The following is a 22,886-nucleotide window of genomic DNA, read 5'->3' on the forward strand; positions in this document are numbered from 1 at the left end:
GTTACTCGGCCGCTTCGCGGATGCCGCCGGAGGGCGTCTCCGGGAAGGTGCAGATCACGGTCGTGCCCTTGTCCGCTCCGGTCTCTATACGCACCGTTCCGCCGTGCAATTCGACGAAGCTCTTGACGATCGACAGTCCCAACCCGGCGCCGCGTCGGCGGCCGCCATTGGCGCGCGGCTCGAAGCGTCGGAAGACCGATTCCAGCACGTCCGGCGGCATGCCCGGCCCGTCGTCATGCACCGAGAATTCGACGCCGTCTGCCATTTGACGGCAAGCGAGCGTGATCGTGCTCGCCGCTGGCGCATAATTTGCGGCATTGCTCAAGAGATTGTAGAGGATCTGGCGGACCCGGATCTCGTCGCCGTGGAAGCTCTTCGGCGCCGATGCAGCGTCGACCTTGAGCTTGATCTGATGCTCCTCCAGCCGGTCCGCGACCAGCTCGGCGGCCGCAGCGATCGTCCTGTCGATGCTCATCTCGGAAATGTCGAGCTGCATGATGCCGGCATCGACCGTCGCGAGATCCAGTATGTCGTTGACGATGGTGAGCAGGACCGAGGACGACGAGCCGACATGCTCGACATATTCGCGCTGCTTCGGCGTCAGCGGTCCCGTCGTCGGCAGCGACAGCAGTTCGGTGAAGCCGATGATGTTGGTCAGCGGCGAGCGCAGTTCGTAGGAGACGTGCTGCACGAACTCGTTCTTCAACTGGTCTGACTTCTCCAGCGCCTCGTTCCTGTCCTTCAGCGCCCGCTCGACATTGACGGTGTCGGTGACGTCGACAAAGGTCATCATCACTTGCCCGTTGGGCAGGTGGATCACGGCATAGCTCAGCACCGTGCCGTTGACGAGTTCCGCCTGGCCGTGGCGGTCGCGGCGTTCGTCGTCGAAGCCGGTGATGGCGGCGACGAAGCCGCCCCACGGACTGTCTGCCGCGCGTTGGTCGCAAAGATCGCGGATCGCCGAGACATGCACGTTAGCCTTGATCGCGTCCGGCGCCAGCCCCCACAGCGCGATAAAGGCGGGGTTGGACAGGCGCAGCCGTCCGTCCGGGCCGAACACCGCCACGCCCTCCGCCAGATTGTCCAGCGTCTCGCCTTGCACACGCACGGCGGTCTGGTAGCGGCTTTCGAGGTCCATCTTCTCGGTCAGATTCTCGAACACCCAGGTGACGCCGCCCTTGGGCTGCGGGTTGGCCACCACGCGGATCGTCTTGCCGTCCGGCAGGTGCCACCAATGCTCCTGCGATTCGACGGCGCGATAGGCGCCGAGCAGGTTCTCCTTCCAGCGCCGCCATTCCGGCTGTTCGGCGATCTTGCCTTCGCTGCGCAGCCGGTCGAGCAGCAGCGCGTTGGAGGGGGCACTGTGCAGGAAGCCGCCGTCCAGGCCCCACAGTTTCTGGAATGCCTGGTTGAAAAAGCGCAGGTTTTCATCCGTATCGAAGATCGCCACAGCCGTGTTGAGCTGGTCGAGCGTGTCGGCATGGCTGCGCACGGTGCGCTCATATTCGGCGCGGATCGTCTCGATGGCGCTGATGTCGCAGGCGAGCCCCGCCGAGCCGTCGGCGCTCGCAAAGTCGGTGACCGAAAACATGTGGCGATCACCCTCGATGACCGTCGACAATGTCTGCTCGAAGACGGGGCGCGACTTGTGCTGTTCGGCAATCTGCTCGCGCGCCTGTCCGCCGAGGAACTCCTTGGCTTCGCGCACGGCGGCCTCCGCGCTTTCCGCTTCGACCGCCTCGGCATAGGCGCGGTTGACCCATTTCAGCCGCCCGTCGGCCGCCCGCAGCCATGTCGGCATCTTCAGCGCGTCGAGCAGGCCGAGCATGGTATCGTAGTCGGCGCTGAGCCGCTGATTCTCGACCTTCAGCCGGGCCTGGCTGCGCAGCGTTTCCGACAGCGATATGAAGCGGACCAAGACATGCGCGGCGCTCTTGCGGCCATGCACCTCCAGCGGCATGCCCGCCTGCGTTTCGATGACGAGGTCGAAAGTCTTCGCTTGGTCGCGCAGCGCCGCTATGGCGTTCTCGAGCGCCGCGGCGGAGCGCGGCATCAGCCAGCGGCCGAAAGCGAGGAAGGCGGACCGCTCGTCCGGTGCGCCGCTTTCGAGCGGCAGGCTGCCGATCAGCTCCGGTTTCTTGATCTCGGAACTCCACACGACGACGCGCTGGTCGCGCAAATTGAGCAGCGCCTCGGAGCGCTGCAGGGCCGCGTTGACGTCGGCGATTCGCGCCCTGAGCTGGACATTTTGCGACGCCGTCCGTGCCCGCTCGCGGATCAGGAAGATGGCCGAGACAAGGGCTGCCCCCATGACGCCGGCAAACATCGCAAGTTGCATCACCTCGACCGTGCTGACCGCCGCGGCCACGCCGGTATCGGCATGCGCCGCAATGCTAAGCAATGGGGCGGCAGACATGGCGGTGGCAAGGAGCGTGCCGAGACGGGCGCCGGCACGCCATGAGAGAGCTCCGCCCGCCGCGGCGGAGCCGGTCGTGATCGAATCCTCGTGGCCGCCGGAAACGGCCTTTCCCGCGCGTGGCGGGTTATCCCCCGGCATGTCTTGGTCCTCTTCGCCGCTTGAATGCAAGACCGCCCTGAATGCGTCCCCGGCCCAACTGTCCCCGGACCGCGAATCACAACAATAACGCCTGCCGGAATCGGCGTGAAGAATCACAGGTGCAAAAAATGAAGCCGGGCAGAAAGTCAACACCCGGCTTCAATATGTTGTAGATATTTTCGTTTTGGTTAATAGCGGTAGTGCTCAGGCTTGAACGGGCCCTGCGGCGTCACGCCGATATAGGCCGCCTGCTCGGAAGAGAGCTCGGTGAGGCGCGCGCCAAGCTTGTCGAGATGCAGCCGCGCCACCTTCTCATCGAGGTGCTTGGGCAGCACATGGACCTGGTTCTGGTACTGGCCGTGCTTGGTGAAGAGCTCGATCTGAGCCAGCACCTGGTTGGTGAACGAAGCCGACATGACGAAGCTCGGATGGCCCGTGGCGTTGCCCAGGTTGAGCAGGCGGCCTTCGGACAGAAGAATCATCCGCTTGCCGTCGGGGAAGGTGATCATGTCCACCTGCGGCTTGACGTTGGTCCATTTCAGGTTGCGCAGAGACGCCACCTGGATCTCGTTGTCGAAGTGGCCGATGTTGCCGACGATCACCATGTCCTTCATCGTCCGCATATGGTCGAGCGTGACGACGTCCTTGTTGCCGGTGGTGGTAATGACGATGTCGGCGGTGGGGGCTGCGTCTTCCAGGGTGACCACTTCATAGCCGTCCATCGCGGCCTGCAGCGCGCAGATCGGGTCGACCTCGGTCACCTTGACGCGAGCGCCGGCGCCGCGCAGCGAGGCCGACGAGCCCTTGCCGACGTCGCCATAGCCGCAGACGACCGCGACCTTGCCGGCCATCATCGTGTCGGTGCCGCGGCGGATGCCGTCGACCAGCGATTCCTTGCAGCCGTATTTATTGTCGAACTTCGACTTGGTGACGGAGTCGTTGACGTTGATCGCCGGGAAGGGCAGCAGGCCTTTCTTCTGCAGCTGGTAGAGGCGGTTGACGCCGGTGGTCGTCTCCTCGGTGACGCCGCGGATCGCTTCCTTCTGCTTGGCGAAGAAGCCCGGCGAAGCCTTCATGCGCTTCTTGATCTGGGCGAACAGGATCTCTTCCTCTTCGCTGCCGGGATTGGACAGCACGTCCTCACCCGCCTCGGCGCGCGCGCCGAGCAGGATGTACATGGTGGCGTCGCCGCCGTCGTCGAGGATCATGTTGGACGTGCCGCCGTCGGCCCACTGGAAGATTCGGTCGGTGTAATCCCAGTAGTCCTCCAGCGACTCGCCCTTGATGGCGAAGACAGGAATGCCGGCCTCGGCGATCGCCGCGGCGGCGTGATCCTGGGTGGAGAAGATGTTGCAGGAGGCCCAGCGTATATCGGCGCCCAGCGCTCTCAGCGTCTCGATCAGCACCGCGGTCTGGATCGTCATATGCAGCGAGCCGGTGATGCGCGCGCCCTTGAGCGGCTTCTTGTCGCCGAATTCCTCGCGGCAGGCCATCAGGCCCGGCATCTCGGTTTCGGCGATCTCGATCTCCTTGCGGCCCCAGCCGGCAAGCGAAATGTCGGCGACCACATAGTCCTTGCTACCCGTCATGGCAGTGCTCCGGTGTGATTGTCTTCAAAAGCGCGCCGGCGCCGGGACGGCGCATGGAGGGCGCGGATTGCCGGCCTGACTAGCAGATCGGCTGCCAAACGACAATGGGATATAAAGAAATCTTTATTCGTGCATGTCTTTGGAGACAATGCGCGGCACCGATCGGCGAACCTTCAGATTTCCTCGCCGAAGCGCGAGGCGACCAATTGCTCCAGCGCGTCCATGGCCGGACCGGCTTGCGGACCGCTGGCGGTGACGCGGATCGAATAGCCGGGGCTTGCCGCCAGCATCATCAGGCCCATGATCGAGGTGCCGCCGACCTTCACGCCGTCCTTCTCGACATGGATGGTTGCGTCGAAGCCGCTGGCGACCTGGACGAACTTGGCCGAGGCGCGGGCATGCAGGCCGCGCTGGTTGACGATCGGGAACTCTCGCACAACCTCGTCTTTTTCCGGCGCATGGGCGTTCATTTGCTGCTCAGAAGCTGGCTGGCGACGTTGATGTATTTGCGCCCCGCGGCCTGCGCCTCGTCGAGCGCGGCGGCCATGTTGTCGGCCTTGCGGACCGAGGAGAGCTTGATCAGCATCGGCAGGTTCATGCCGGCGATGACCTCGGTGCGGCCCGATTCCATCACCGAGATGGCGAGGTTGGAAGGCGTGCCGCCGAACATGTCGGTGAGCACGATGACGCCGGCCCCGGTGTCGACGCGTGCCACCGCGTCGACGATGTCGGCCCGGCGCTTCTCCATGTCGTCGTCGGCGCCGATCGCCACCGTTTCGAAATTGTCCTGTGGCCCCACCACGTGTTCGACGGCATGCCGGAACTCGGTGGCGAGTTGACCGTGCGTCACGAGCACGAGTCCGATCATTCTTTGGTGGCTCCCGTCATCGCCGCTTCACTGGCGTATTTTATGTTCGCCAACCATTCCAGGCGGCGGGAGCGCTATCTTGTCGACGCACGGCCGGTTGACAAGCCCAAAATTGCGACGGCCCGATCCATTTTGACGCATTGCAGCAAAAAATCCGGATCGGATCATGAAAAAGGCGCTATCGACAGCCGCGCCATCACGGCCGGCACGCCTGTGACAACATTGCGCTCGGCAAGATCGATGCGCGGCACCGGGCAGCCCGCGACCGGCTCGCTGATTTCTTCCTGGAAGCGGGCCATTTCCTCTTTCGGCACCAGCCGGACGTGCAGGTCGATTACGCCGCCCGGCTCGAACGGCAGCGGGCTCGGAATGAAGCCGGGCACTTCGGCGAGACCGGCGATGGTGGCCGGCGCCCGGCACACCAGCCGCCCGTGACGCGGGGCGGCAAGCAGCCTGTCGTCGCCGATCAGTCGCGAAAACAGCCCGCGCACCCGGCAATGGTCGATCAGCGTCAGCGCCAGCGTCGTCTTGCCGGCGCCGGACGGCCCGGTGACGAGGACGCCGCGATCGCCGATCAGGATCGCCGTTGCGTGGATGTTTTCGGGCTTCACGGCAGGATCGGACATGATCGTTTCTGTCTGGGAACGGAGATCAGCCTTCGGCCGGCAGGGTCACCACGAAGCGCGCGCCCTTGATCTCGCCCGGCTTGGTGCCGGGGATGTTTTCCGCCGTCAGCGTGCCGCCATGCGCTTCGACGATCTGGCGGCTGATCGACAGGCCCAGGCCGGAGTTCTGGCCGAAGGCCTCACCGGCGGGCCGGTCGGTATAGAAGCGCTCGAAGATGCGATCGATCTTTTCGGCTCTGATGCCCGGACCGTTGTCGTCGACGGTGACGATGTTGAACTTGCCGGCGCGCGCCAGCGAGATGGTGATATGGCCGTGTTCCTCGGGAACGAAGGAACGCGCGTTCTCGATCAGGTTGGTGATGACCTGGCCGATCCTCAGATCATGGCCGACGACGACATAGCCTTTGACGCCCTGCGGCAGCTTGGCGACCTTGAGCTCGATCTCGACCGACTTCTTGTTGCGCGTCGTCTCGCGCGAGACCGCGACAAGATCGGTGATGAACTTCTTCAGGTCGACCGTCGAGGCATCCTCGCGCGCCAATTCGGCATCGAGCCGCGACGCATCGGAAATATCGGTGATCAGTCGGTCGAGCCGCTTCACGTCGTGCTGGATGATTTCCATCAGGCGCGCGCGTGAGGTGTCGTTCTTGGCCAGCGGCAGCGTTTCGACCGCGCTCCGCAGCGAGGTCAGCGGATTCTTGAGCTCGTGCGAGACATCGGCCGCGAAGCTTTCGATCGCCTCGATGCGCGCATAGAGCGCGTTTGTCATGTCGCGCACCGCGATCGACAGATTGCCGATCTCGTCTTGACGGTCGGAGAAGTCCGGGATCTCCTCGCGGTTCTTGACGCCGCGCCGCACCCGTACGGCGGCAGCCGACAGCCGCCGCAGCGGATTGGCGATGGTGGAGGCCAGCAGCAGCGAGAGGATGGCCGTGACGAGCGCCGCGATGCCGAACACGCGCAGGATGGCCTTGCGTTCGGCCGCGACGATCTTGTCGATGTCGCCGCCTTCGGTGGACAGCATCAAGACCCCGAGCACGGCGCGAAAGCGCTGGATCGGCACCGCCACCGAGACGATCTGCTCGCCCTGCTCGCTTACCCGCACGATGGTCGAGGGACTGCCGGTCAGCGCCTTGACCACTTCGGGGAAGGCCGCGCCATTGCCGCCGGGCTGTTCGTGATAGACGGGCAGGTCCTTGTTGCGGAAGAAGTCGAAGACGAATTTCTCGACGCGCTCCAATAGGCCGGGCTGCTCGTCGTCGACAGGCGGCAGGTCGTAGCGCAGGATCTGGCCGCGCGAATAGAGATGCCGCGAATCGAGCAGCAGGTTCGCGTCGCGGTCGTAGATGCGGGCGCGCGTGCGGGTCGGCGAGATCAGCCGCCGCAGCACCGGCGCCACGCGCTCGGGATTGATCGGGAAGTCGAGATTGTCGAGCTGGTCCGAGCCTGGCCCCAGGCTTTCGCCGGCCTGCAGCTCGAGCAGCTTTTCCGGATCGATGCTGATCGAGTCGGTCTCGACCGTCGCCGAGGCCGCGATGGCGCCGGCGATGATCTCGCCTTGCGTCATCAGGCTTTCGACGCGGGCGTCGATCAGCCCGTCGCGGAAGGTGTTGAGGTAGAGGATGCCCGTGACCAGCACGGCAAGGCCGGCCAGGTTGAGAAACAGGATGCGCCGCGTCAGGCTGGAGAAGATGTGGTGGCCGAGGAAGCGGCGCATCGGCACCGTGATCTTCGACAGGAATGCAGGCACGATACGCGACGGGCGCTTCGCCGCGCCCGCCCGCCTGCCTCGCTCTGCGTCCACTGCCATCAACTAGCAGTCCCTGTCCGGTGAATGGTGCATGGCGGATGGAAAAATGGGGCGCTTAGATAGAGCCCAGTGGGCCGCTCGCACCATCCACCATTCACCATTGACTATTCACTATATCAAGCTTCCCGAAACCGGTACCCGACTCCGTAAAGGGTTTCGATCATCTCGAAGTCGTCATCGACGGCCTTGAACTTCTTGCGCAGCCGCTTGATGTGGCTGTCGATGGTGCGGTCGTCGACATAGACCTGCTCATCATAGGCCGAGTCCATCAGCGCATCACGGCTTTTTACCACGCCGGGGCGCTGCGCAAGCGAATGCAGGATCAGGAACTCGGTTACCGTCAGCGTCACCGGCTCGCCCTTCCAGGTGCAGGTGTGCCGCTCCTGGTCCATCACCAGTTGGCCGCGCTCGAGCGAGCGCGCCTGCTGGCTGGGCGCCTTGGCGGCCGCCTCGCGGGCGCTGGTGCGGCGCAGCACCGCGCGCACCCGCTCGACAAGCAAGCGCTGCGAGAACGGTTTGCGGATGAAGTCGTCGGCCCCCATCTTGAGGCCGAACAATTCGTCGATCTCGTCGTCCTTCGACGTCAGGAAGATCACCGGCAAGTCGGATTTTTGCCGCATCCGGCGCAACAGCTCCATGCCGTCCATGCGCGGCATCTTGATGTCGAGGATGGCGAGATTGGGCGGCCGCGCCGCCAGGCCTTCGAGTGCCGACGCGCCGTCGGTGTAGGTTTCGACGCGGTAGCCCTCGGATTCGAGCGCGATCGACACCGAAGTCAAAATATTTCGGTCGTCGTCGACAAGCGCGATTGTTGCCATTTCAAGCGGCTCCCTCATGAGCGGTCCCTTCTGTCGTCGAGAAAGGGCTTTTGCAGGACAAATTGGGTACAAAATGTGGCACGGGCCTTGTCCGAAGTCACGGGCGGCCTGCCGCTACACACGATCGCACCCATAACCGGATTGGACGAACGAAGCCTGCCAATCCTTTGGGCAACCTCTGTGATTTTTTGCACATATAAACGATTTAAACAACTTTCAAAATTTTTAAATCGATTAATGATTTGATATCATTCGCCTTTTCTGGTTCTCACCCTACCTAGTCCCTTGCGCGTTCCGGCAATGACCGGTCAGACGCGGCCAAAATCCGGAGAGGAAATTTGATGTCGGAAGCCGGCAAACGCAACCCCGACTGCGCCATTGACGCGATCGGCCTGAGGACCACGGGCACGGTGCGATATAATTTCGGCGCTGCCGAGCTCTATGAGGAAGCGATCCGCCGCGGCGAGGCGAAATTGACGGCGCAGGGCGCGCTGATTGCCGAGACCGGCCAGCACACCGGACGCTCGCCGAAGGACAAGTTCGTCGTGCGTGACGACAGCACCGCCCCGCATGTCTGGTGGGAAAACAACAAGGCGATCTCGCCGGCGCAGTTCGAGACGCTCCTCGCCGATTTCCGCGCCCATGCTGCGGCCAAGGATCTCTATGTGCAGGATCTCGTCGGCGGCGCCGACGCCGAGTTCCAGCTGCCGGTTCGCGTCGTGACGGAATTCGCCTGGCACTCGCTGTTCATCCGCAATCTCCTGATCCGCCCGCAAGCCGCCGAGCTCGACCGCTTCGTGCCGCAGATGACGATCATCGACCTGCCGTCCTTCCGCGCCGACCCGGCCCGCCACGGCACCCGCGCGGCGACGGTTATCGCGGTCGACCTCACCCGCAAGGCCGTGCTGATCGGCGGCACGTCCTATGCAGGCGAGATGAAGAAATCGGTATTCACCGTGCTGAACTACCTGCTGCCGCAAAAAGGCGTCATGCCGATGCATTGCTCGGCCAACGAAGGACCCGCCGGCGACGCGGCCGTCTTCTTCGGCCTTTCCGGCACAGGCAAGACGACACTGTCGGCCGATCCATCGCGCACGCTGATCGGCGACGACGAGCACGGCTGGGGGCCGCACGGCATCTTCAACTTCGAAGGCGGCTGCTACGCCAAGACGATCAGGCTGTCGGCCGAGGCGGAGCCCGAGATATTCGCCACCACGCAGCGCTTCGGGACGGTGCTGGAGAATGTGATTCTCGACGCCGCCCGCGTGCCGGACTTCGACGACGGCAGCCTCACCGAGAACACGCGCTGCGCCTATCCGCTGGACTACATTCCCAATGCCTCGAGGACCGGCCGCGCCGGCCATCCGAAGAACATCATCATGCTGACGGCCGACGCCTTCGGCGTCATGCCGCCGATCGCCCGGCTGACGCCGGCGCAAGCGATGTATCACTTCCTTTCAGGCTATACCGCCAAGGTCGCCGGAACCGAAAAGGGCATAACTGAGCCCGAGGCGACCTTCTCGACCTGCTTCGGCGCGCCCTTCATGCCGCGCCATCCGTCAGAATACGGCAATCTGCTGCGCGAGCTGATCGCCGGCCATGGCGTCGATTGCTGGCTGGTCAACACCGGCTGGACCGGCGGCGCCTATGGCACCGGCCGTCGCATGCCGATCAAGGTGACGCGCGCCCTGCTCGGCGCGGCGCTCGACGGCTCGCTCAATGCCGCCGAATTCCGCACCGATGCCAATTTCGGCTTCGAGGTCCCGGTGGCGGTGCCGGGCGTCGACGGCGCCATTCTCGATCCGCGCTCGACCTGGGCCGACAAGGCGGGCTATGACCGGCAGGCCTCCAAGCTGGTCAACATGTTCGCCGCCAACTTCGAGAAATTCGAAACACATGTCGACGCGGCCATCCGCGGCGCCGCGCCGCGCCTGCAGGAGGCGGCGGAATAGCTGCCGCTCCAACATCTTCCTCCAGGGCCCGGCTTTGGCCGGGCCGCCCGGCTTTGGCCGGGCCTTTTCTTTTTCCCGCCGCCGCGCCATGACTGTGCGCATGAATGCCGACGACAGGATTATCATCGCCAGTGACGCGGTCATCCATCCGGACGACCTGCACGAGGATTTCATCCGCTCTTCCGGCCCGGGCGGCCAGAACGTCAACAAGGTGGCGACCGCCGTCCAGCTGCGCTTCGACGCCGCCAATGCGCCGGGCCTGTCGGAGCGGGTGCGGGAGCGCGCCATCAAGCTCGCCGGCCAGCGCGCAACCAAGGATGGCGTCATCGTCATCGAGGCCGGGCGCTTCCGCACTCAGGAACAGAATCGCGCCGACGCGCGAGCCAGGTTGACGGCACTGGTCGCCAAGGCGGCCGAGCCGCCGCCGCCGCCGCGCAAGAAGACGAAGCCTTCGAAGGGCGCCGTCGAGCGGCGCCTCAAGACCAAGGCCGGGCGCTCGACGGTGAAGAAGCTGCGCGGCCGGGTTGAAAGCGACTAGGGGCCGACATCCGACGACGGCCGCTTTCGGGTCGCGAAGCCGTTCTGCCGGTGGCATGCTCGGACGAACTGATCGGATCGAATGTCATGCTCGTTCTGCCCAAGGGTGTTCGCCATATGCCGGGCTATCTGCCGCGCACGGAGCAGGAGGCTCTGGTCGAGGAGATCAGGCGCGTCGTGCAGGCGGCGCCGCTTTATGTGCCGGCCATGCCGCGCACCGGCAAGGAGATGAGCGTGCGCATGACCAATTGCGGCATGCTCGGTTGGGTGACCGACCGCGAGCGCGGCTATCGCTACCAGCCGATGCACCCGGTGACAGGCGAGCCCTGGCCGCCGATCCCCGAAGCCCTGATAAAAGTGTGGCGCGAGGTGTCGGCCTGTCCGCACGCCCCGGAAGCCTGCCTCGTCAATTTCTATTCGAGCGAGGCCAAGATGGGCCTGCACCAGGACCGCGACGAACAGGATTTCGCAGCACCCGTCGTTTCGGTGTCGCTCGGCGACGACTGCCTGTTTCGGGTCGGTCACACCACGCGCGAAGGCGGCACGAGATCGTTCAGGCTGAAGAGCGGCGATGTCGTCGTGCTTGGCGGCGAGGGACGCCTCTGTTTCCACGGCGTCGACCGCATCTACCCAGCGACCTCGGCGCTGTTGAGGAGTGGCGGCCGTATCAATCTGACGCTGCGGCGGGTAACGGTGCCCGCAAGCTAACGAAATCTAGAAGTTTTCCTCATAAAGACGGGCAGCTATTGCAGCTTGGGGCTCGGCAATGACGGAAAGCTATTCGGTCCTCCGCGGCCTGTGGGCAATCGTCACGGAGGCAGCCCAACTCGTTCGGAGGGATTCGGGCCTTTATCTGGCCATCGTCATTTATGTTTTGGCCGGGCTGATCTTTCTGAACGCGATTGGCGCGGCCGACCGCCTCGCGTTCTCGATATATTTCGGGTCCTGGATTTCCCTCAACGGATTCGCACTGCCCACAATAGCAATCCTTGCCGACGCAATTCTCATTATGCATCGCTTCAATTCCCGGCGACGTTTGGTTGCGAAAAGAGTGTTTTCGACCGGGCGGTTGGCATATTCGCTATCGGGATTGTGCCTTCTGATGGCGCTCATGATCTTTCAGGGCAATTTCACTTCCGTGAAAAACGGAATGTCGGCCTGGCAAGGCGGTTTTCAATTCGATGTCCTGCACGCGGACATCGACGCTTTCCTCCATTTGGGCGCCGATCCGTGGCGATGGCTCTACTCTGTGGCCGAAAGCGATCTGGTGCGCGCCATAATAGAATGGAACTACAACGTCTTCTGGTTTCTGCTGAATTTCGTCGGCTTGTTCTTCGTCGCGACATCGCCCATGGTGGCATCGGTCCGAACGCGCTATCTCGCCTGCTTTATGGCAGTCTGGATCCTGGTCGGGAACATCCTGGCGGCGCTGTTCCTCTCGGCGGGTCCGGCATTTTACGGCGCGGTCACGGGAGACACGGCGCGATTTGGTGAACAGCTTGCATTCCTGGCCCGCGGGGCTGGGTCAAGCAACTCCGCGGCCGCCTACCAGCAGTATCTATGGTCGCTGTATGAGGCCAAGCAGACCGGTTTTGCCACGGGTATCTCGGCGTTTCCCAGCGTTCACGTCGGCCTTGCAATGCTCAATGCATTGTTCGTGCGCGAATACAGCCGCCTCCTCGGCGCCTTCGCTCTGCTCTACGTGGCCTTTGTTGCTGTCAGCTCGGTCTATCTGGCATGGCACTATGCAATAGACAGCTATGTCGCCGTCATCGTCGTGTCTGTGATTTACATCGTCGCTCGCAAGCTGATCCCCGCGGACCGTCGCCTCGTGCCGAACATGCCAATCGGAGCCGTCAACCGTCCCGTGGCGGCCGCTACGGTCTGCTGAGACCCGGCTCCTTATCGAAGCTGCCGCCGACTAAGAACAAAGACTAATTTGAAAGCGCGTCGCCTGAATCGACGCCAGGGCCATGCGCTTTAGGCGCCGGTCCGCCGGATTCGATCAGAGTTTCCGCAATGCCACCTCTTCGACCAGGTGGTTGGCGCCTTTGCGCAGGATGAGGTCGGCGCGCGCCCTGGTCGGCAGGATGTTCTCGCGCAAATTCTTCAGGTTGATGTTGCTCCACAGGCCCTCGGCGATGGCGCGGGCGGCATCCTCCGACAGCTGCGAATAGCGGTGGAAGAAGGAGTCCGGGTTGCGGAAGGCAGTCTCGCGCAGTCGCATGAAGCGCTGGGTGTACCACTGGTGAATCAGCTTCTCGTCGGCATCGATATAGATGGCGAAGTCGAAGAAATCCGACAGGAACGGCACGATCTTGCCGTCCTTCGGCAGCTTGCCCGGCTGCAAAACATTGATGCCTTCGAAGATCAAAATGTCCGGCCTGTCGATGGTGACGAACTCGCCCGGAATGACGTCGTAGGTCAGGTGCGAGTAGACGGGGGCCCGGACGTCGCGCTGCGCCGACTTGATGCCGGAAAGGAAGCGGAGCAGGGCGCCGACGTCGTAGCTTTCTGGAAAGCCCTTGCGCTCCATCAGATTGTTGCGGCGCAGGATCTCGTTCGGCAAGAGGAAGCCGTCGGTGGTGATGAGATCGACCTTCGGGCTCGACGGCCAGCGCGCCAGCAATTCCTTGAGCACGCGAGCGGTGGTCGATTTGCCGACGGCGACCGAGCCGGCGATGCCGATGATGAACGGCGTCTTGACGACGTCCTGCGCGTTGAAGAAGGCCTGGCGCTGCCTGAACAGCAGCTGGCTCGCCTCGACATGCGCCGAAAGCAGACGGGAAAGCGAAAGATAAATGCGCTTGACCTCTTCGAGGTCGACCGGGTCATTGAGCGAACGCAGCCGGTCGATCTCGTCCTCGGTCAGCGTGAGCGGCGTGTCGGCGCGGAACTGCGACCATTGCTCGGCCGAGAAGAAACGAAAGGGGGAGTATTTCTCGGTCGGAGCAAGCTGGTCCATCGAGTCTCCTGCCCTCCTAGAGCATGATGCCGAAAAGTGTGGAGCGGTTTTCGGACGACATCATGCTCTATCCGTCTTTAGCGGTCAGCCCCGGGGCCGGGACGCCTTTTCAGCGACGCCCGAGCGGCCGGTGCGGCCCTCGAGCTCCTTCAGCACGTCCTCCAGCGGAATGCCCGCGATCGCGAGGACGACCAGCCAATGATATAGAAGATCGGCGCTTTCCGAAACGAGGGCCTGCCGGTCGCCGCGAACGGCGGCGATCACAGCCTCGACCGCTTCCTCGCCGAGCTTCTGCGCCGCCTTGTCCATGCCCTTGGCGAACAATTTCGCCGTCCATGACTCCGGATCACCGGAATGGGCGCGCTGATGAATTATCGTTTCCAGCTCGGCGAGTGAAAATTGAGCCATAGCAGTGGTTTAAGTCCGATGAACGGTCGAGTCCAGCCGCATCGGCAGGCCGGCGCCCGCCATATGCGCCTTGGCCTCGGCGATGGTGTAGGTGCCGAAATGAAAGATCGAGGCGGCAAGAACGGCGGCGGCATGGCCATCGCGGATGCCTTCCACCATGTGATCAAGCGTGCCGACGCCGCCCGAAGCGATGACCGGCACACGCACGGCATCGGCGATCGCGCGGGTCAGCGCGATATCGTAGCCGGCCTTGGTGCCGTCGCGGTCCATCGAGGTCAGCAGGATCTCGCCGGCGCCGCGATCGACCATCTTCTTGGCGAACTCGACCGCGTCGATGCCGGTCTTCTCGCGCCCGCCATGCGTGAAGATCTCCCAGCGGTCGGCCTCGCCGGCAGCCGATACTTTCTTGGCGTCGATGGCGACGACGATGCACTGGTTGCCGAACTTGTCGGCAGCCTCCGCGACGAAATCCGGGTTCTTCACCGCCGCCGTGTTGATCGATACCTTGTCGGCGCCGGCCAGAAGCAGCCTTCGTATGTCGGCCACCTGGCGCACGCCGCCGCCGACGGTGAGCGGCATGAAACATTGTTCGGCCGTGCGGGCGACCACGTCGAAGATCGTCTCGCGATTGTCGGACGATGCGGTGATGTCGAGGAAGCAGAGCTCGTCGGCGCCCGCCGCGTCATAGGCCTTGGCCGCCTCGACCGGATCGCCGGCATCGACCAGGTCGACGAAATTGACGCCCTTGACCACGCGGCCGTTCTTGACGTCGAGACAGGGAATGACGCGGGCTTTCAGCATCAGCGCCCCTCCATGGTCGACAAAAGGTCGACCACCAGCTCGCCGACCTGCGGCGGCACCTCGCCCTTCGGGTCGAACGCCGGATCGTAGGCGGAAATGGTAAGTCCGGCGATGCTGAGCGGGCCGGCAAGGCCGCACATCGCGGTGCGGACCTGCTCCGGCGCCGGGCCGCCAGGCGTTGCGTAACGATTGGCCTGCAGCTTTTCCGGATCATGCACGTCGAGGTCGACATGCATGTGAATGCGCTCGGCACCCGTGGCCTTCAGCTTCGCCGCGGCGGCTGCCCAGTCCGGACACTCGGTGCGAATGATCGGCAGCTTCTCCAAAAGCTCTTTCTCGGCCGTATCGAGGTCGCGTGCGTTGACCAGGACACAGCGGGCCGGCTCGATCGGCTTGAAGCCGGGAATCTGCGCCGCCATGCGCCGCCAGCACAATCCAAGCGCCGTTGCCAGCGCCATGCCGTCGAGAAAGCCGGAGGTGGAGGTTTCCGGCGTGTTGAGGTCGCCATGCTGGTCGGCCCAGATGATGGCGTCCGCGCCTTCACCGGCCACCGCGCCCGCGCTGGTCAGGCAATTGCCGGCCAGAACGATGGGAAAGCGCCCATTGTCCAGCGCGATGCGGACCTCGCCCGAAACGACGTTGCAGACGGCAAATCCCGTGCCGATCTCGCGCTCCTGCTCGTCCTCGACGACCTTGCCGATGTCGCGCACCTCGACGTCGTGACCGGCAAGCTTCAGCGCCTCGGCCAGCCCGCCGGAGATCAGCGCATCGGGGCCTTGGCCACAGCGGCCGTGAAAGTGGCCGCTGTCATAGGACGCCAGGATGATCGAGATGTTCACGCTCGTGCCTCCGCGTTGTTGCCGCGCAGGATGGCGAGCGCCTCCGCCGGGTCGATGCGCCCGTCATAGAGCGCGCGACCGGAGATCGCACCCTCCAGGCGCTTCGCATCGGGCATGGTCATGCGCACGATGTCGGCGATGGAGGCCAATCCGCCGGAAGCGATCACCGGGATCGACACCGCCTCGGCAAGGTCGATGGTGGCATCCCAGTTGATGCCGGAGAGCACGCCGTCGCGGTCGATGTCGGTGTAAATGATGGCGGCCACGCCCGCACCTTCGAACTTCCTCGCCAATTCGATGACGCCGAGTTCCGAGGCTTCGGCCCAGCCCTCGACCGCCACCTTGCCGCCCTTGGCGTCGATGCCGACTGCTACCTTGCCGGGAAAGGTCCTGCATGCCTCCTTCACCAGTTCGGGCTCCCGCACCGCCACGGTCCCGAGGATGACTCGCGCCAGCCCGCGGTCCAGCCAGTCCTCGATCTGCGCCAGCGTGCGGATGCCCCCGCCGAGCTGCACCGGGTTCTTCGTCGCCTCGAGGATGGCGCCGACCGCGGCGGAATTGACGCTCTGGCCCTTGAAGGCGCCGTTGAGGTCGACGACGTGCAGCCATTCGAAGCCTTGCTCTTCGAAGGCTCGTGCCTGGGCCGCCGGGTCATCGTTGTAGATGGTGGCGGTCGCCATGTCGCCGTGCTTCAGGCGCACGCATTTGCCGTCCTTGAGGTCTATTGCCGGAAACAGGATCACGACCAGGCGCCCTCGACGATGGCGAAGTGGCCGGTCGATGCCGCCAGCCGGAGTTTCAAGGCTTCCTGGTACTCGGGCGACTGATAGCAGGCGAGCGCCCTGTCGTAAGAATCGAACTCCACCACGACATGGCGGTTTCCCGTTGCTCCCTCCGGGTCGGTATGGCGGCCGGCCCGAACAGCAAACTTCGCGCCAAATTTGGCGAAGGCCTTCGCGTTGGCCTCGATGTATTTCTTGTAGGTGTCCGGGTCGCGGACATCGATCATGGCGATCCAGTAGCCCTTCTTGCTCATTCAGGGCCTCCAATTCAGGAAATTGGTGATCAGCGCCAGGCCGAGCGCCTGGCTTTTCTCGGGATGGAACTGCGTGCCGGCAAAGTTGTCGCGGGCAACGGCCGCCGTCACCGGCCCGCCATAGTCGGCCGTCGCCAGCACCTCGGCCGGGTTCCTCGCCTCCAGGTGGTAGGAATGGACGAAATAGGCGTGCAGCCCTTTCGGACCGGTCTCGATGCCCGAAAACAGCGGATGCTTGCGCGCGAGCTCGATCGTGTTCCAGCCGATCTGCGGGATCTTTAGTGCCGGATCCTTCGGCGTGATTTCCTTGACGTCGCCGGCAATCCAGCCAAAACCCTCGGTGACGGTCTTTTCCAGCCCGCGTTCCGACATCAATTGCATGCCGACGCAGATGCCGAGGAACGGCCGCCCTTTGCGAAGCGCCGCCTCTTCCACCGCTTCCCACATGCCGGGGACGGCATGCAGGCCGGCCGCGCAGTCGGCATAGGCGCCGACGCCCGGCAGGACGATGCGGTCGGCGCTGCGCACCCGCTCGGCGTCGGCGGTGAGATCGATGGTCGCGGCGATGCCCGCCTCATGCGCGGCGCGCGCGAAGGCCTTGGTGGCCGAGCGCAGATTGCCCGACCCATAGTCGATGATCGCTACCCGCATGTCAGGGCCTTCCCGGCGTATGGGTCAGCCCCAGCGCCATGCCCGTCTGCGCCGGCCGCGCCAGGTTGGTGTCGGGCACGATGTGCGGCATCGGCGCCTGTTCCTGCGTGCGCTCGCTGGCTTCAAGCGCGTGACGGACCTCGGCATCGCCGAGCCTGCCGGCCTCGACGACGCCCCATTCCCGCCAGCCGCGGCGGCGGAGCGCCGCGATCCGCAGGGCCTGGCCTTCGAAGCCGATATAGAGCGACACCAGCAGCGAGAGCGCCGATCCAGCCCATTCAAGCCTGAGTTTCTCGCCGAGCATGGACAACGCCGCCATGGCGGCGAAGGTGAGCAGGGCCTCGATCCAGAGGCGGTGCCAGGCGAGCCAGATCGGCGAGAACAGGAAACCGAGCCAGGTGAAGCTGTCGCGCACCAGGGCGGCGTCCTTCTCGTTGCCCCCCGCAGGCGGCTCCATCACGACATAGATGGCCATAGGGTTATCCTTTCAGGGATCCCTTGGTGGACGGCACCGCATCGGGCTGGCGCGGGTCAGGCTCCAGCGCCACGCGCAGCGCCCTGGCCACGGCCTTGAAGCAGGTTTCCGCGATATGATGGTTATTGGCGCCGTAGTGGTTGGTCACATGCAGCGTTATGCCGGCATTCTGCGCCAGCGCCTGGAAGAATTCGCGCACCAGCTCGGTGTCGAATGTGCCGATCTTCGGCGACGAGAAGGAAACGTTCCAGACCAGGAACGGCCTGCCGGAAACGTCGATCGCCGCCCGGGTCAGCGTCTCGTCCATTGCGAGCTCGATCGAGGCAAAGCGCATGATGCCGCGCCGCTCCCCCAAAGCCTTGCTCAGAGCCTGGCCGATGGCAATGCCGGTATCCTCGACCGTGTGATGGTCGTCGATGTGAAGATCGCCTTTGGCCTCGATCGTCATGTCGATCAGCGAATGGCGCGACAGCTGATCGAGCATGTGGTCGAAGAAGCCGACACCCGTCGAAATGTCGGATTTACCCGTGCCGTCGACATGGACCGATACGGAAATCTCGGTTTCCTTGGTCTTGCGGCTGATTTCTGCGGAACGGGGCGGCATCAGTCTGTCCTGTTCAGAGGCGCGGGCTTGAAAACGAGAGCCTTCTATCAGCATGATCCGGCGATTGCCAGTTGCCATTCCGGACTGTATCGGCCTTGCCGCGGACGGTTTGCAATAACTCGCCCTATGCATACATATGGCCGATCAAAGTCACTCGTACCGCGCCAATCGCCTTTGAGGGATAGCGCGACTCGGAGCAGGAAATGTCGAATGAACTGACCATGCACGCCACGACCATCGTCACCGTGCGCAAGGGCAGCAAGGTTGTCATCGCCGGCGACGGCCAGGTCAGTCTTGGCCAGACCATCATGAAGGGCAACGCCCGCAAGGTGCGCCGCATCGGCAAGGGCGGCAGTGTCATTGCCGGTTTTGCCGGCGCCACCGCCGACGCCTTCACCCTCCTCGAACGCCTCGAAGCCAAGCTCGAACAATATCCTGACCAACTGACCCGCGCCTGCGTCGAGCTCGCCAAGGACTGGCGCACCGACCGCTATCTGCGCCGCCTGGAAGCGATGATGCTGGTCGCCGACAAGTCGGTCTCGCTGGCGCTGACCGGCACCGGTGACGTGCTCGAGCCGGAACATGGCGTCATGGCCATCGGCTCCGGCGGCAACTACGCGCTCGCCGCCGCCCGCGCGCTGATGGACACCGACAAGGACGCCGAGGAGATCGCCCGCAGGGCGATGCAGATCGCCGCCGACATCTGCGTCTACACCAACAGCAGCTTCGTCGTCGAAACGCTCGATGCCGCCTAGGCGGCCGGCCATGATCCCGAAAAATGGGAATCGGCTTCTGGAACAGATCATGGTCGAACAGGAAGACAGCTACGATTTTCGGCCGATCACCCAAAAGGATCTGCCGATGATCGCCCGCTGGCTTGCCGAGCCGCATATCGCCGAATGGTGGGGCGATCCGGAAAAGGAGATCGCCGAGATACGCGAGCATATCGGGTCGGTTTCGGTGGAGCCGCTGATCGTCGAATTGGGCGGCAAGCCGATCGCCTATCTGCAGAGCTACGATCCGCATCTCGAGGACAACCATCCTTACGCCGACCAGCCATTCGGCACGCTGGGTATCGATCTGTCGATCGGGCCGCCGGACCTGGTCGGCATCGGCCACGGCTCGGCCATCGTCCGCCAGTTCGTCGCGGAACTGTTCGAGGAAGGCGCGCCGCGTGTCGTCATCGATCCGCATCCCGGCAATGGCCGCGCCATCCGCGCCTATGAAAAGGCCGGCTTCAGGCCGATCGGCCGCAGGCATTCGGAATATGGGGACGTCGTGCTGATGGCCGTCGATGCGGCCGAAGGCGACCAACAAGAGGGGGACTGATCACAATGACCGCATCCGGGGGAGACAAGGCACTTTCGGCCTATGAAGACAGCTGGCGCATGGGGCTGCTGCTGGTGCTGGCTCTCGTCGTGTTCCAGGCCGGCATTCTCTACGGCATGGGCCATCCGCCGATCTGCACCTGCGGCTACGTCAAGCTCTGGCACGGTGTGGTGAACAGCTCGGAGAATTCCCAGCACATCGCCGACTGGTACACCTTCTCGCACATCATCCACGGCTTCCTGTTCTATGCGCTGGCCTGGGCTCTGTTCCCGCGCTCGCCCGTCGGGCTGAGGCTGGCTTTCGCCGTCCTCATCGAAGGCGGCTGGGAACTCCTGGAGAACAGCCCCTTCATCATCGACCGCTACCGCGCCGGCACCATCTCCCTCAACTACTACGGCGACAGCATCATCAATTCGGTGTCCGACACGCTGTTCATGGCGCTCGGATTTGTGATGGCGCGAAAGCTCCCTATATGGATGATCGTGGCTCTGGCGCTCATTTTCGAATTCGGCACGGGCTACATCATCCGGGACAATCTGACGCTCAACGTGATCATGCTGCTGCATCCGTTCGAGTCCATCAGGCAGTGGCAAAGTGGAATTTGAGTAACATGAGCACCTTTTCTCCCCGCGAAATCGTTTCGGAACTCGACCGCTTCATCATCGGCCAGAAAGACGCCAAGCGCGCCGTGGCGATCGCCTTGCGCAACCGCTGGCGCCGCCAGCAGCTGGAGGGCCAGATGCGCGAAGAGGTGATGCCCAAGAACATCCTGATGATCGGCCCGACCGGCGTCGGCAAGACCGAGATCTCGCGCCGGCTGGCGCGGCTGGCCGGCGCGCCTTTCGTCAAGGTCGAGGCCACCAAGTTCACCGAGGTCGGCTATGTCGGCCGCGACGTCGAGCAGATCGTGCGCGATCTCGTCGAGGTCGCCATCGGGCTGACGCGCGAGAAGATGCGTGAGGACGTCAAGGCGCGCGCTCACATCAATGCCGAAGAGCGCGTGCTCGAAGCTTTGGTCGGCAAGACCGCGAGCCCGGCCACGCGCGACAGCTTCCGCAAGCGGCTGCGCGACGGTGAGCTCGACGACAAGGAGATCGAGATCGAGGTGGCGGACACCGGCACCGGCGGTATGCCGGGCTTCGAGATCCCCGGCATGCCGGGCGCCAATATCGGCGTGCTCAACATCAACGACATGCTGTCGAAGGCGATGGGCGGCAGGAAGACCAAGACCCGCAAGACGACGGTGAAGGAATCCTACGCGCTACTGATCAATGACGAGTCCGACAAGCTGCTCGACCAGGACGAGGTGGTTCGCCAGGCGCTGGAATCGACGGAGAATGACGGCATCGTGTTCCTCGACGAGATCGACAAGATCGCGGCCAGGAGCGACATTTCGGGCGGTCCCTCGCGTGAAGGCGTTCAGCGCGATCTGCTGCCGCTGGTTGAAGGCACCACCGTTGCGACGAAATACGGGCCGATCAAGACGGACCATATTCTTTTCATCGCCTCGGGCGCGTTTCACGTCTCCAAGCCTTCGGACCTGCTTCCGGAGCTGCAGGGCCGCTTGCCGATCCGGGTCGAATTGCGTGCCCTGGAGAAGCAGGATTTCGTCCGCATCCTCACCGAAACGGAGGCCAGCCTCATCAAGCAGTATATTGCGCTGATGAAGACCGAAGGCGTCGAGTTGGCCTTCACCGACGACGCCATCGATTCGCTCGCCGGCATTGCCGTCGACCTCAACGCCAATGTCGAGAACATCGGCGCCAGACGCCTGCAGACGGTGATGGAACGGGTGCTGGACGAGATTTCCTACGACGCGCCGGACCGCCACGGCACGGCGGTCACCATCGATGCCGACTACGTGCAGAAGCATGTCGGCGATCTCTCGCGCAACACCGACCTGTCGCGGTTCATCCTCTAACGGGCGAAGCCCGGCGATGTGTGGCCAGATGGTACCATCTGGCCACCTTTCGTCCCGTCGGAAGCTTGCCTCGTCTCGACTCTCCTACGCGCTTTACCTAGTTTGCCGCCGAGTTGAAGGCGGCGGTGGATGAAGAAACGCATACTTCTTTTTGTTGGGCTGGCATTGGCCGCGGCGGTGGCAACGGCGGACGCGGCGACCATGGTGCCGCCGGGCAATCGCAACAGCGTGCAGCCGGATATTCCCGGCGCTTCCAGCCGGCGCACCCAGGCCACCAACACCACCTTCCAGGCCAAGTATCGCAAGGTCTACGCGCTCTTGCAGAACGATGCCGAGCTGCGCGCCAAGATCAGGAAAGTGGCGGCCGCCTACGACATCGATCCGATGCACATCGTCGGCGCCATCGTCGGCGAGCACACCTACAATGTCGACGCCTATGATCGGCTGCAGACCTATTACGTCAAGGCAATGTCCTACCTGTCGAGCAAGCTCACCTTTGCTTATGAAGGGGAGGACGTCAGCGATTTCGTTGAGCGGCCGCAATTCCAGAAATGCGCCGGCATAACCGACAGCTACGATCTCTGGGAATGCCGCGAGCAGGTGTGGAACCATTCCTTCCGCGGCAAGACCGTCGGCGGGACCAGCTTCCCCAACGACCGCTTCGGAGCCACTTTCTTCCAACCCTACTATGCCGGCCAGACTTTCGGACTCGGCCAGCTCAACCCGCTGACGGCGCTGCAGATGAGCGATCTCGTGCACAAGGTCTCCGGCCTGCCCGAGCTCGACGTCAATGATCCGAACACGGTCTACAAGACCATCATGGATCCCGACCTCACGCTGCCTTACGTCGCTGCGACCATCAGGAAGTCGATCGACGCCTACAACAGCATCGCCGGCTTCGACATCTCGCACAATCCGGGCCTGACCGCCACGCTCTACAATGTCGGCAACCCCGAGCAGCGCGCCTATGCGTTGGAGGAGGAGAACGAGAAGCGTCGCGCCGCCGGGGAAGCGGAAAAGCTGCCCGAGGAGAATTATTACGGCTGGCTGGTCAACGACAAGCTGGACGAGCTGAAGACGCTGTTCTAGCCGGCTGAGCC

The 22,886-nt window shown here is 63.7% G+C and carries 25 protein-coding genes; 9 read left to right on the forward strand and 16 right to left on the reverse strand.

Annotation, left to right across the window (positions count from 1 at the left end; translation table 11 throughout):
- Position 1 precedes the first annotated feature (1 nt).
- The 7 genes from CK222_RS00560 to CK222_RS00590 form a co-directional block, all read right to left on the reverse strand.
- Positions 2-2,557 carry a PAS domain-containing sensor histidine kinase gene (locus CK222_RS00560; RefSeq protein ID WP_067324664.1) on the reverse strand — a complete coding sequence of 852 codons (2,556 nt, stop codon included), beginning with the start codon at positions 2,555-2,557 and terminating at the stop codon, positions 2-4.
- Positions 2,558-2,745: 188 nt separating this feature from the next.
- Positions 2,746-4,146: an adenosylhomocysteinase gene (ahcY, locus tag CK222_RS00565; RefSeq protein ID WP_095799051.1), complete on the reverse strand. Its 1,401-nt coding sequence runs from the start codon at positions 4,144-4,146 to the stop codon at positions 2,746-2,748.
- Between the two features lie 173 nt (positions 4,147-4,319).
- Entirely contained in the window at positions 4,320-4,616 is a 297-nt protein-coding gene (locus CK222_RS00570) for an HPr family phosphocarrier protein (RefSeq protein ID WP_095799052.1), read from the reverse strand.
- Entirely contained in the window at positions 4,613-5,014 is a 402-nt protein-coding gene (locus CK222_RS00575; RefSeq protein ID WP_095799053.1) for a PTS sugar transporter subunit IIA, read from the reverse strand. Before CK222_RS00575 ends, CK222_RS00570 begins: the two co-directional genes overlap by 4 nt.
- Before the next feature lie 164 nt (positions 5,015-5,178).
- Positions 5,179-5,640 carry a serine kinase gene (locus CK222_RS00580; RefSeq protein WP_095799054.1) on the reverse strand — a complete coding sequence of 154 codons (462 nt, stop codon included), beginning with the start codon at positions 5,638-5,640 and terminating at the stop codon, positions 5,179-5,181.
- Positions 5,641-5,665: 25 nt separating this feature from the next.
- Positions 5,666-7,450 (reverse strand): sensor histidine kinase, encoded by a 1,785-nt coding sequence (locus tag CK222_RS00585; protein WP_095799055.1) that lies wholly within the window; start codon positions 7,448-7,450, stop codon positions 5,666-5,668.
- 116 nt (positions 7,451-7,566) lie between these two features.
- The gene (locus tag CK222_RS00590) at positions 7,567-8,268 is read right to left on the reverse strand and encodes a response regulator transcription factor (RefSeq protein ID WP_006201274.1); all 702 of its coding nucleotides are present in this window, start codon (positions 8,266-8,268) and stop codon (positions 7,567-7,569) included.
- 341 nt (positions 8,269-8,609) lie between these two features.
- On the opposite strand from CK222_RS00590, the gene CK222_RS00595 reads away from it, so the two are divergent.
- From CK222_RS00595 to CK222_RS00610, 4 genes are all read left to right on the forward strand, one after another.
- The gene (locus CK222_RS00595) at positions 8,610-10,220 is read left to right on the forward strand and encodes a phosphoenolpyruvate carboxykinase (protein WP_095799056.1); all 1,611 of its coding nucleotides are present in this window, start codon (positions 8,610-8,612) and stop codon (positions 10,218-10,220) included.
- A 100-nt stretch (positions 10,221-10,320) separates the two neighbouring features.
- Positions 10,321-10,758 carry an alternative ribosome rescue aminoacyl-tRNA hydrolase ArfB gene (arfB, locus tag CK222_RS00600; RefSeq protein ID WP_067002912.1) on the forward strand — a complete coding sequence of 146 codons (438 nt, stop codon included), beginning with the start codon at positions 10,321-10,323 and terminating at the stop codon, positions 10,756-10,758.
- A gap of 86 nt (positions 10,759-10,844) precedes the next feature.
- The gene (locus CK222_RS00605; RefSeq protein ID WP_095799440.1) at positions 10,845-11,465 is read left to right on the forward strand and encodes an alpha-ketoglutarate-dependent dioxygenase AlkB; all 621 of its coding nucleotides are present in this window, start codon (positions 10,845-10,847) and stop codon (positions 11,463-11,465) included.
- 58 nt (positions 11,466-11,523) lie between these two features.
- Positions 11,524-12,648 (forward strand): phosphatase PAP2 family protein, encoded by a 1,125-nt coding sequence (locus CK222_RS00610; protein ID WP_095799057.1) that lies wholly within the window; start codon positions 11,524-11,526, stop codon positions 12,646-12,648.
- A gap of 114 nt (positions 12,649-12,762) precedes the next feature.
- On the opposite strand, the gene coaA is transcribed toward CK222_RS00610, so the two are convergent.
- The 9 genes from coaA to hisB all read right to left on the reverse strand — a co-directional run bounded on the left by coaA (position 12,763) and on the right by hisB (position 18,536).
- The gene (gene coaA, locus CK222_RS00615) at positions 12,763-13,722 is read right to left on the reverse strand and encodes a type I pantothenate kinase (protein WP_067002907.1); all 960 of its coding nucleotides are present in this window, start codon (positions 13,720-13,722) and stop codon (positions 12,763-12,765) included.
- An 84-nt stretch (positions 13,723-13,806) separates the two neighbouring features.
- A complete protein-coding gene (locus CK222_RS00620) occupies positions 13,807-14,130 on the reverse strand; it encodes a phosphoribosyl-ATP diphosphatase (RefSeq protein ID WP_067323877.1) in 324 nt (107 codons plus the stop codon).
- A gap of 9 nt (positions 14,131-14,139) precedes the next feature.
- Entirely contained in the window at positions 14,140-14,934 is a 795-nt protein-coding gene (hisF, locus tag CK222_RS00625) for an imidazole glycerol phosphate synthase subunit HisF (protein WP_164747333.1), read from the reverse strand.
- Positions 14,931-15,770, reverse strand: coding sequence for an arginase family protein (locus CK222_RS00630; RefSeq protein ID WP_095799059.1), 840 nt, complete (start codon positions 15,768-15,770; stop codon positions 14,931-14,933). The genes hisF and CK222_RS00630 overlap by 4 nt, the downstream gene beginning before the upstream one ends.
- On the reverse strand, positions 15,767-16,513 hold the full coding sequence (gene hisA, locus CK222_RS00635; protein ID WP_067323881.1) for a 1-(5-phosphoribosyl)-5-[(5-phosphoribosylamino)methylideneamino]imidazole-4-carboxamide isomerase: 747 nt from the start codon (positions 16,511-16,513) through the stop codon (positions 15,767-15,769). Before hisA ends, CK222_RS00630 begins: the two co-directional genes overlap by 4 nt.
- Positions 16,510-16,806 (reverse strand): DUF1330 domain-containing protein, encoded by a 297-nt coding sequence (locus CK222_RS00640; RefSeq protein WP_095799060.1) that lies wholly within the window; start codon positions 16,804-16,806, stop codon positions 16,510-16,512. Before CK222_RS00640 ends, hisA begins: the two co-directional genes overlap by 4 nt.
- On the reverse strand, positions 16,807-17,457 hold the full coding sequence (hisH, locus tag CK222_RS00645; RefSeq protein ID WP_095799061.1) for an imidazole glycerol phosphate synthase subunit HisH: 651 nt from the start codon (positions 17,455-17,457) through the stop codon (positions 16,807-16,809).
- A 1-nt stretch (position 17,458) separates the two neighbouring features.
- Entirely contained in the window at positions 17,459-17,932 is a 474-nt protein-coding gene (locus CK222_RS00650) for a DUF2628 domain-containing protein (protein ID WP_067002897.1), read from the reverse strand.
- Between the two features lie 4 nt (positions 17,933-17,936).
- Positions 17,937-18,536, reverse strand: a complete 600-nt coding sequence (gene hisB, locus CK222_RS00655; protein ID WP_095799441.1) for an imidazoleglycerol-phosphate dehydratase HisB — start codon at positions 18,534-18,536, stop codon at positions 17,937-17,939.
- Positions 18,537-18,739: 203 nt separating this feature from the next.
- Here hisB and hslV point away from each other — a divergent pair, with 203 nt between their 5' ends.
- The 5 genes from hslV to CK222_RS00680 all read left to right on the forward strand — a co-directional run bounded on the left by hslV (position 18,740) and on the right by CK222_RS00680 (position 22,875).
- Positions 18,740-19,291, forward strand: coding sequence for an ATP-dependent protease subunit HslV (gene hslV / locus CK222_RS00660; protein ID WP_067002895.1), 552 nt, complete (start codon positions 18,740-18,742; stop codon positions 19,289-19,291).
- 10 nt (positions 19,292-19,301) lie between these two features.
- Positions 19,302-19,865, forward strand: coding sequence for a GNAT family N-acetyltransferase (locus CK222_RS00665; protein ID WP_245432938.1), 564 nt, complete (start codon positions 19,302-19,304; stop codon positions 19,863-19,865).
- A gap of 5 nt (positions 19,866-19,870) precedes the next feature.
- Positions 19,871-20,470: a DUF2585 domain-containing protein gene (locus CK222_RS00670; protein WP_095799062.1), complete on the forward strand. Its 600-nt coding sequence runs from the start codon at positions 19,871-19,873 to the stop codon at positions 20,468-20,470.
- A 5-nt stretch (positions 20,471-20,475) separates the two neighbouring features.
- Entirely contained in the window at positions 20,476-21,786 is a 1,311-nt protein-coding gene (gene hslU, locus CK222_RS00675; RefSeq protein ID WP_067323891.1) for an ATP-dependent protease ATPase subunit HslU, read from the forward strand.
- A 129-nt stretch (positions 21,787-21,915) separates the two neighbouring features.
- Positions 21,916-22,875, forward strand: a complete 960-nt coding sequence (locus tag CK222_RS00680) for a DUF1402 family protein (protein WP_095799063.1) — start codon at positions 21,916-21,918, stop codon at positions 22,873-22,875.
- Positions 22,876-22,886: the final 11 nt, after the last annotated feature.

Source organism: Mesorhizobium sp. WSM3866 (assembly GCF_002294795.1).
Lineage (GTDB): Bacteria > Pseudomonadota > Alphaproteobacteria > Rhizobiales > Rhizobiaceae > Mesorhizobium.

Bases quoted from the DNA above. Each gene is read 5' to 3' on its own strand.
- CK222_RS00680 (WP_095799063.1), top strand. From the start codon at position 21,916: ATGAAGAAACGCATACTTCTTTTTGTTGGGCTGGCATTGGCCGCGGCG.
- CK222_RS00620 (WP_067323877.1), bottom strand. From the start codon at position 14,130: ATGGCTCAATTTTCACTCGCCGAGCTGGAAACGATAATTCATCAGCGC.
- CK222_RS00570 (WP_095799052.1), bottom strand. From the start codon at position 4,616: ATGAACGCCCATGCGCCGGAAAAAGACGAGGTTGTGCGAGAGTTCCCG.
- CK222_RS00580 (WP_095799054.1), bottom strand. From the start codon at position 5,640: ATGTCCGATCCTGCCGTGAAGCCCGAAAACATCCACGCAACGGCGATC.
- CK222_RS00665 (WP_245432938.1), top strand. From the start codon at position 19,302: ATGATCCCGAAAAATGGGAATCGGCTTCTGGAACAGATCATGGTCGAA.
- hisH (WP_095799061.1), bottom strand. From the start codon at position 17,457: ATGCGGGTAGCGATCATCGACTATGGGTCGGGCAATCTGCGCTCGGCC.
- CK222_RS00585 (WP_095799055.1), bottom strand. From the start codon at position 7,450: ATGGCAGTGGACGCAGAGCGAGGCAGGCGGGCGGGCGCGGCGAAGCGC.
- arfB (WP_067002912.1), top strand. From the start codon at position 10,321: ATGAATGCCGACGACAGGATTATCATCGCCAGTGACGCGGTCATCCAT.
- hisB (WP_095799441.1), bottom strand. From the start codon at position 18,536: ATGCCGCCCCGTTCCGCAGAAATCAGCCGCAAGACCAAGGAAACCGAG.
- coaA (WP_067002907.1), bottom strand. From the start codon at position 13,722: ATGGACCAGCTTGCTCCGACCGAGAAATACTCCCCCTTTCGTTTCTTC.
- hslV (WP_067002895.1), top strand. From the start codon at position 18,740: ATGTCGAATGAACTGACCATGCACGCCACGACCATCGTCACCGTGCGC.
- CK222_RS00595 (WP_095799056.1), top strand. From the start codon at position 8,610: ATGTCGGAAGCCGGCAAACGCAACCCCGACTGCGCCATTGACGCGATC.
- CK222_RS00650 (WP_067002897.1), bottom strand. From the start codon at position 17,932: ATGGCCATCTATGTCGTGATGGAGCCGCCTGCGGGGGGCAACGAGAAG.
- CK222_RS00640 (WP_095799060.1), bottom strand. From the start codon at position 16,806: ATGAGCAAGAAGGGCTACTGGATCGCCATGATCGATGTCCGCGACCCG.
- CK222_RS00670 (WP_095799062.1), top strand. From the start codon at position 19,871: ATGACCGCATCCGGGGGAGACAAGGCACTTTCGGCCTATGAAGACAGC.
- CK222_RS00605 (WP_095799440.1), top strand. From the start codon at position 10,845: ATGCTCGTTCTGCCCAAGGGTGTTCGCCATATGCCGGGCTATCTGCCG.
- hslU (WP_067323891.1), top strand. From the start codon at position 20,476: ATGAGCACCTTTTCTCCCCGCGAAATCGTTTCGGAACTCGACCGCTTC.
- CK222_RS00610 (WP_095799057.1), top strand. From the start codon at position 11,524: ATGACGGAAAGCTATTCGGTCCTCCGCGGCCTGTGGGCAATCGTCACG.
- CK222_RS00575 (WP_095799053.1), bottom strand. From the start codon at position 5,014: ATGATCGGACTCGTGCTCGTGACGCACGGTCAACTCGCCACCGAGTTC.
- CK222_RS00560 (WP_067324664.1), bottom strand. From the start codon at position 2,557: ATGCCGGGGGATAACCCGCCACGCGCGGGAAAGGCCGTTTCCGGCGGC.
- CK222_RS00590 (WP_006201274.1), bottom strand. From the start codon at position 8,268: ATGGCAACAATCGCGCTTGTCGACGACGACCGAAATATTTTGACTTCG.
- ahcY (WP_095799051.1), bottom strand. From the start codon at position 4,146: ATGACGGGTAGCAAGGACTATGTGGTCGCCGACATTTCGCTTGCCGGC.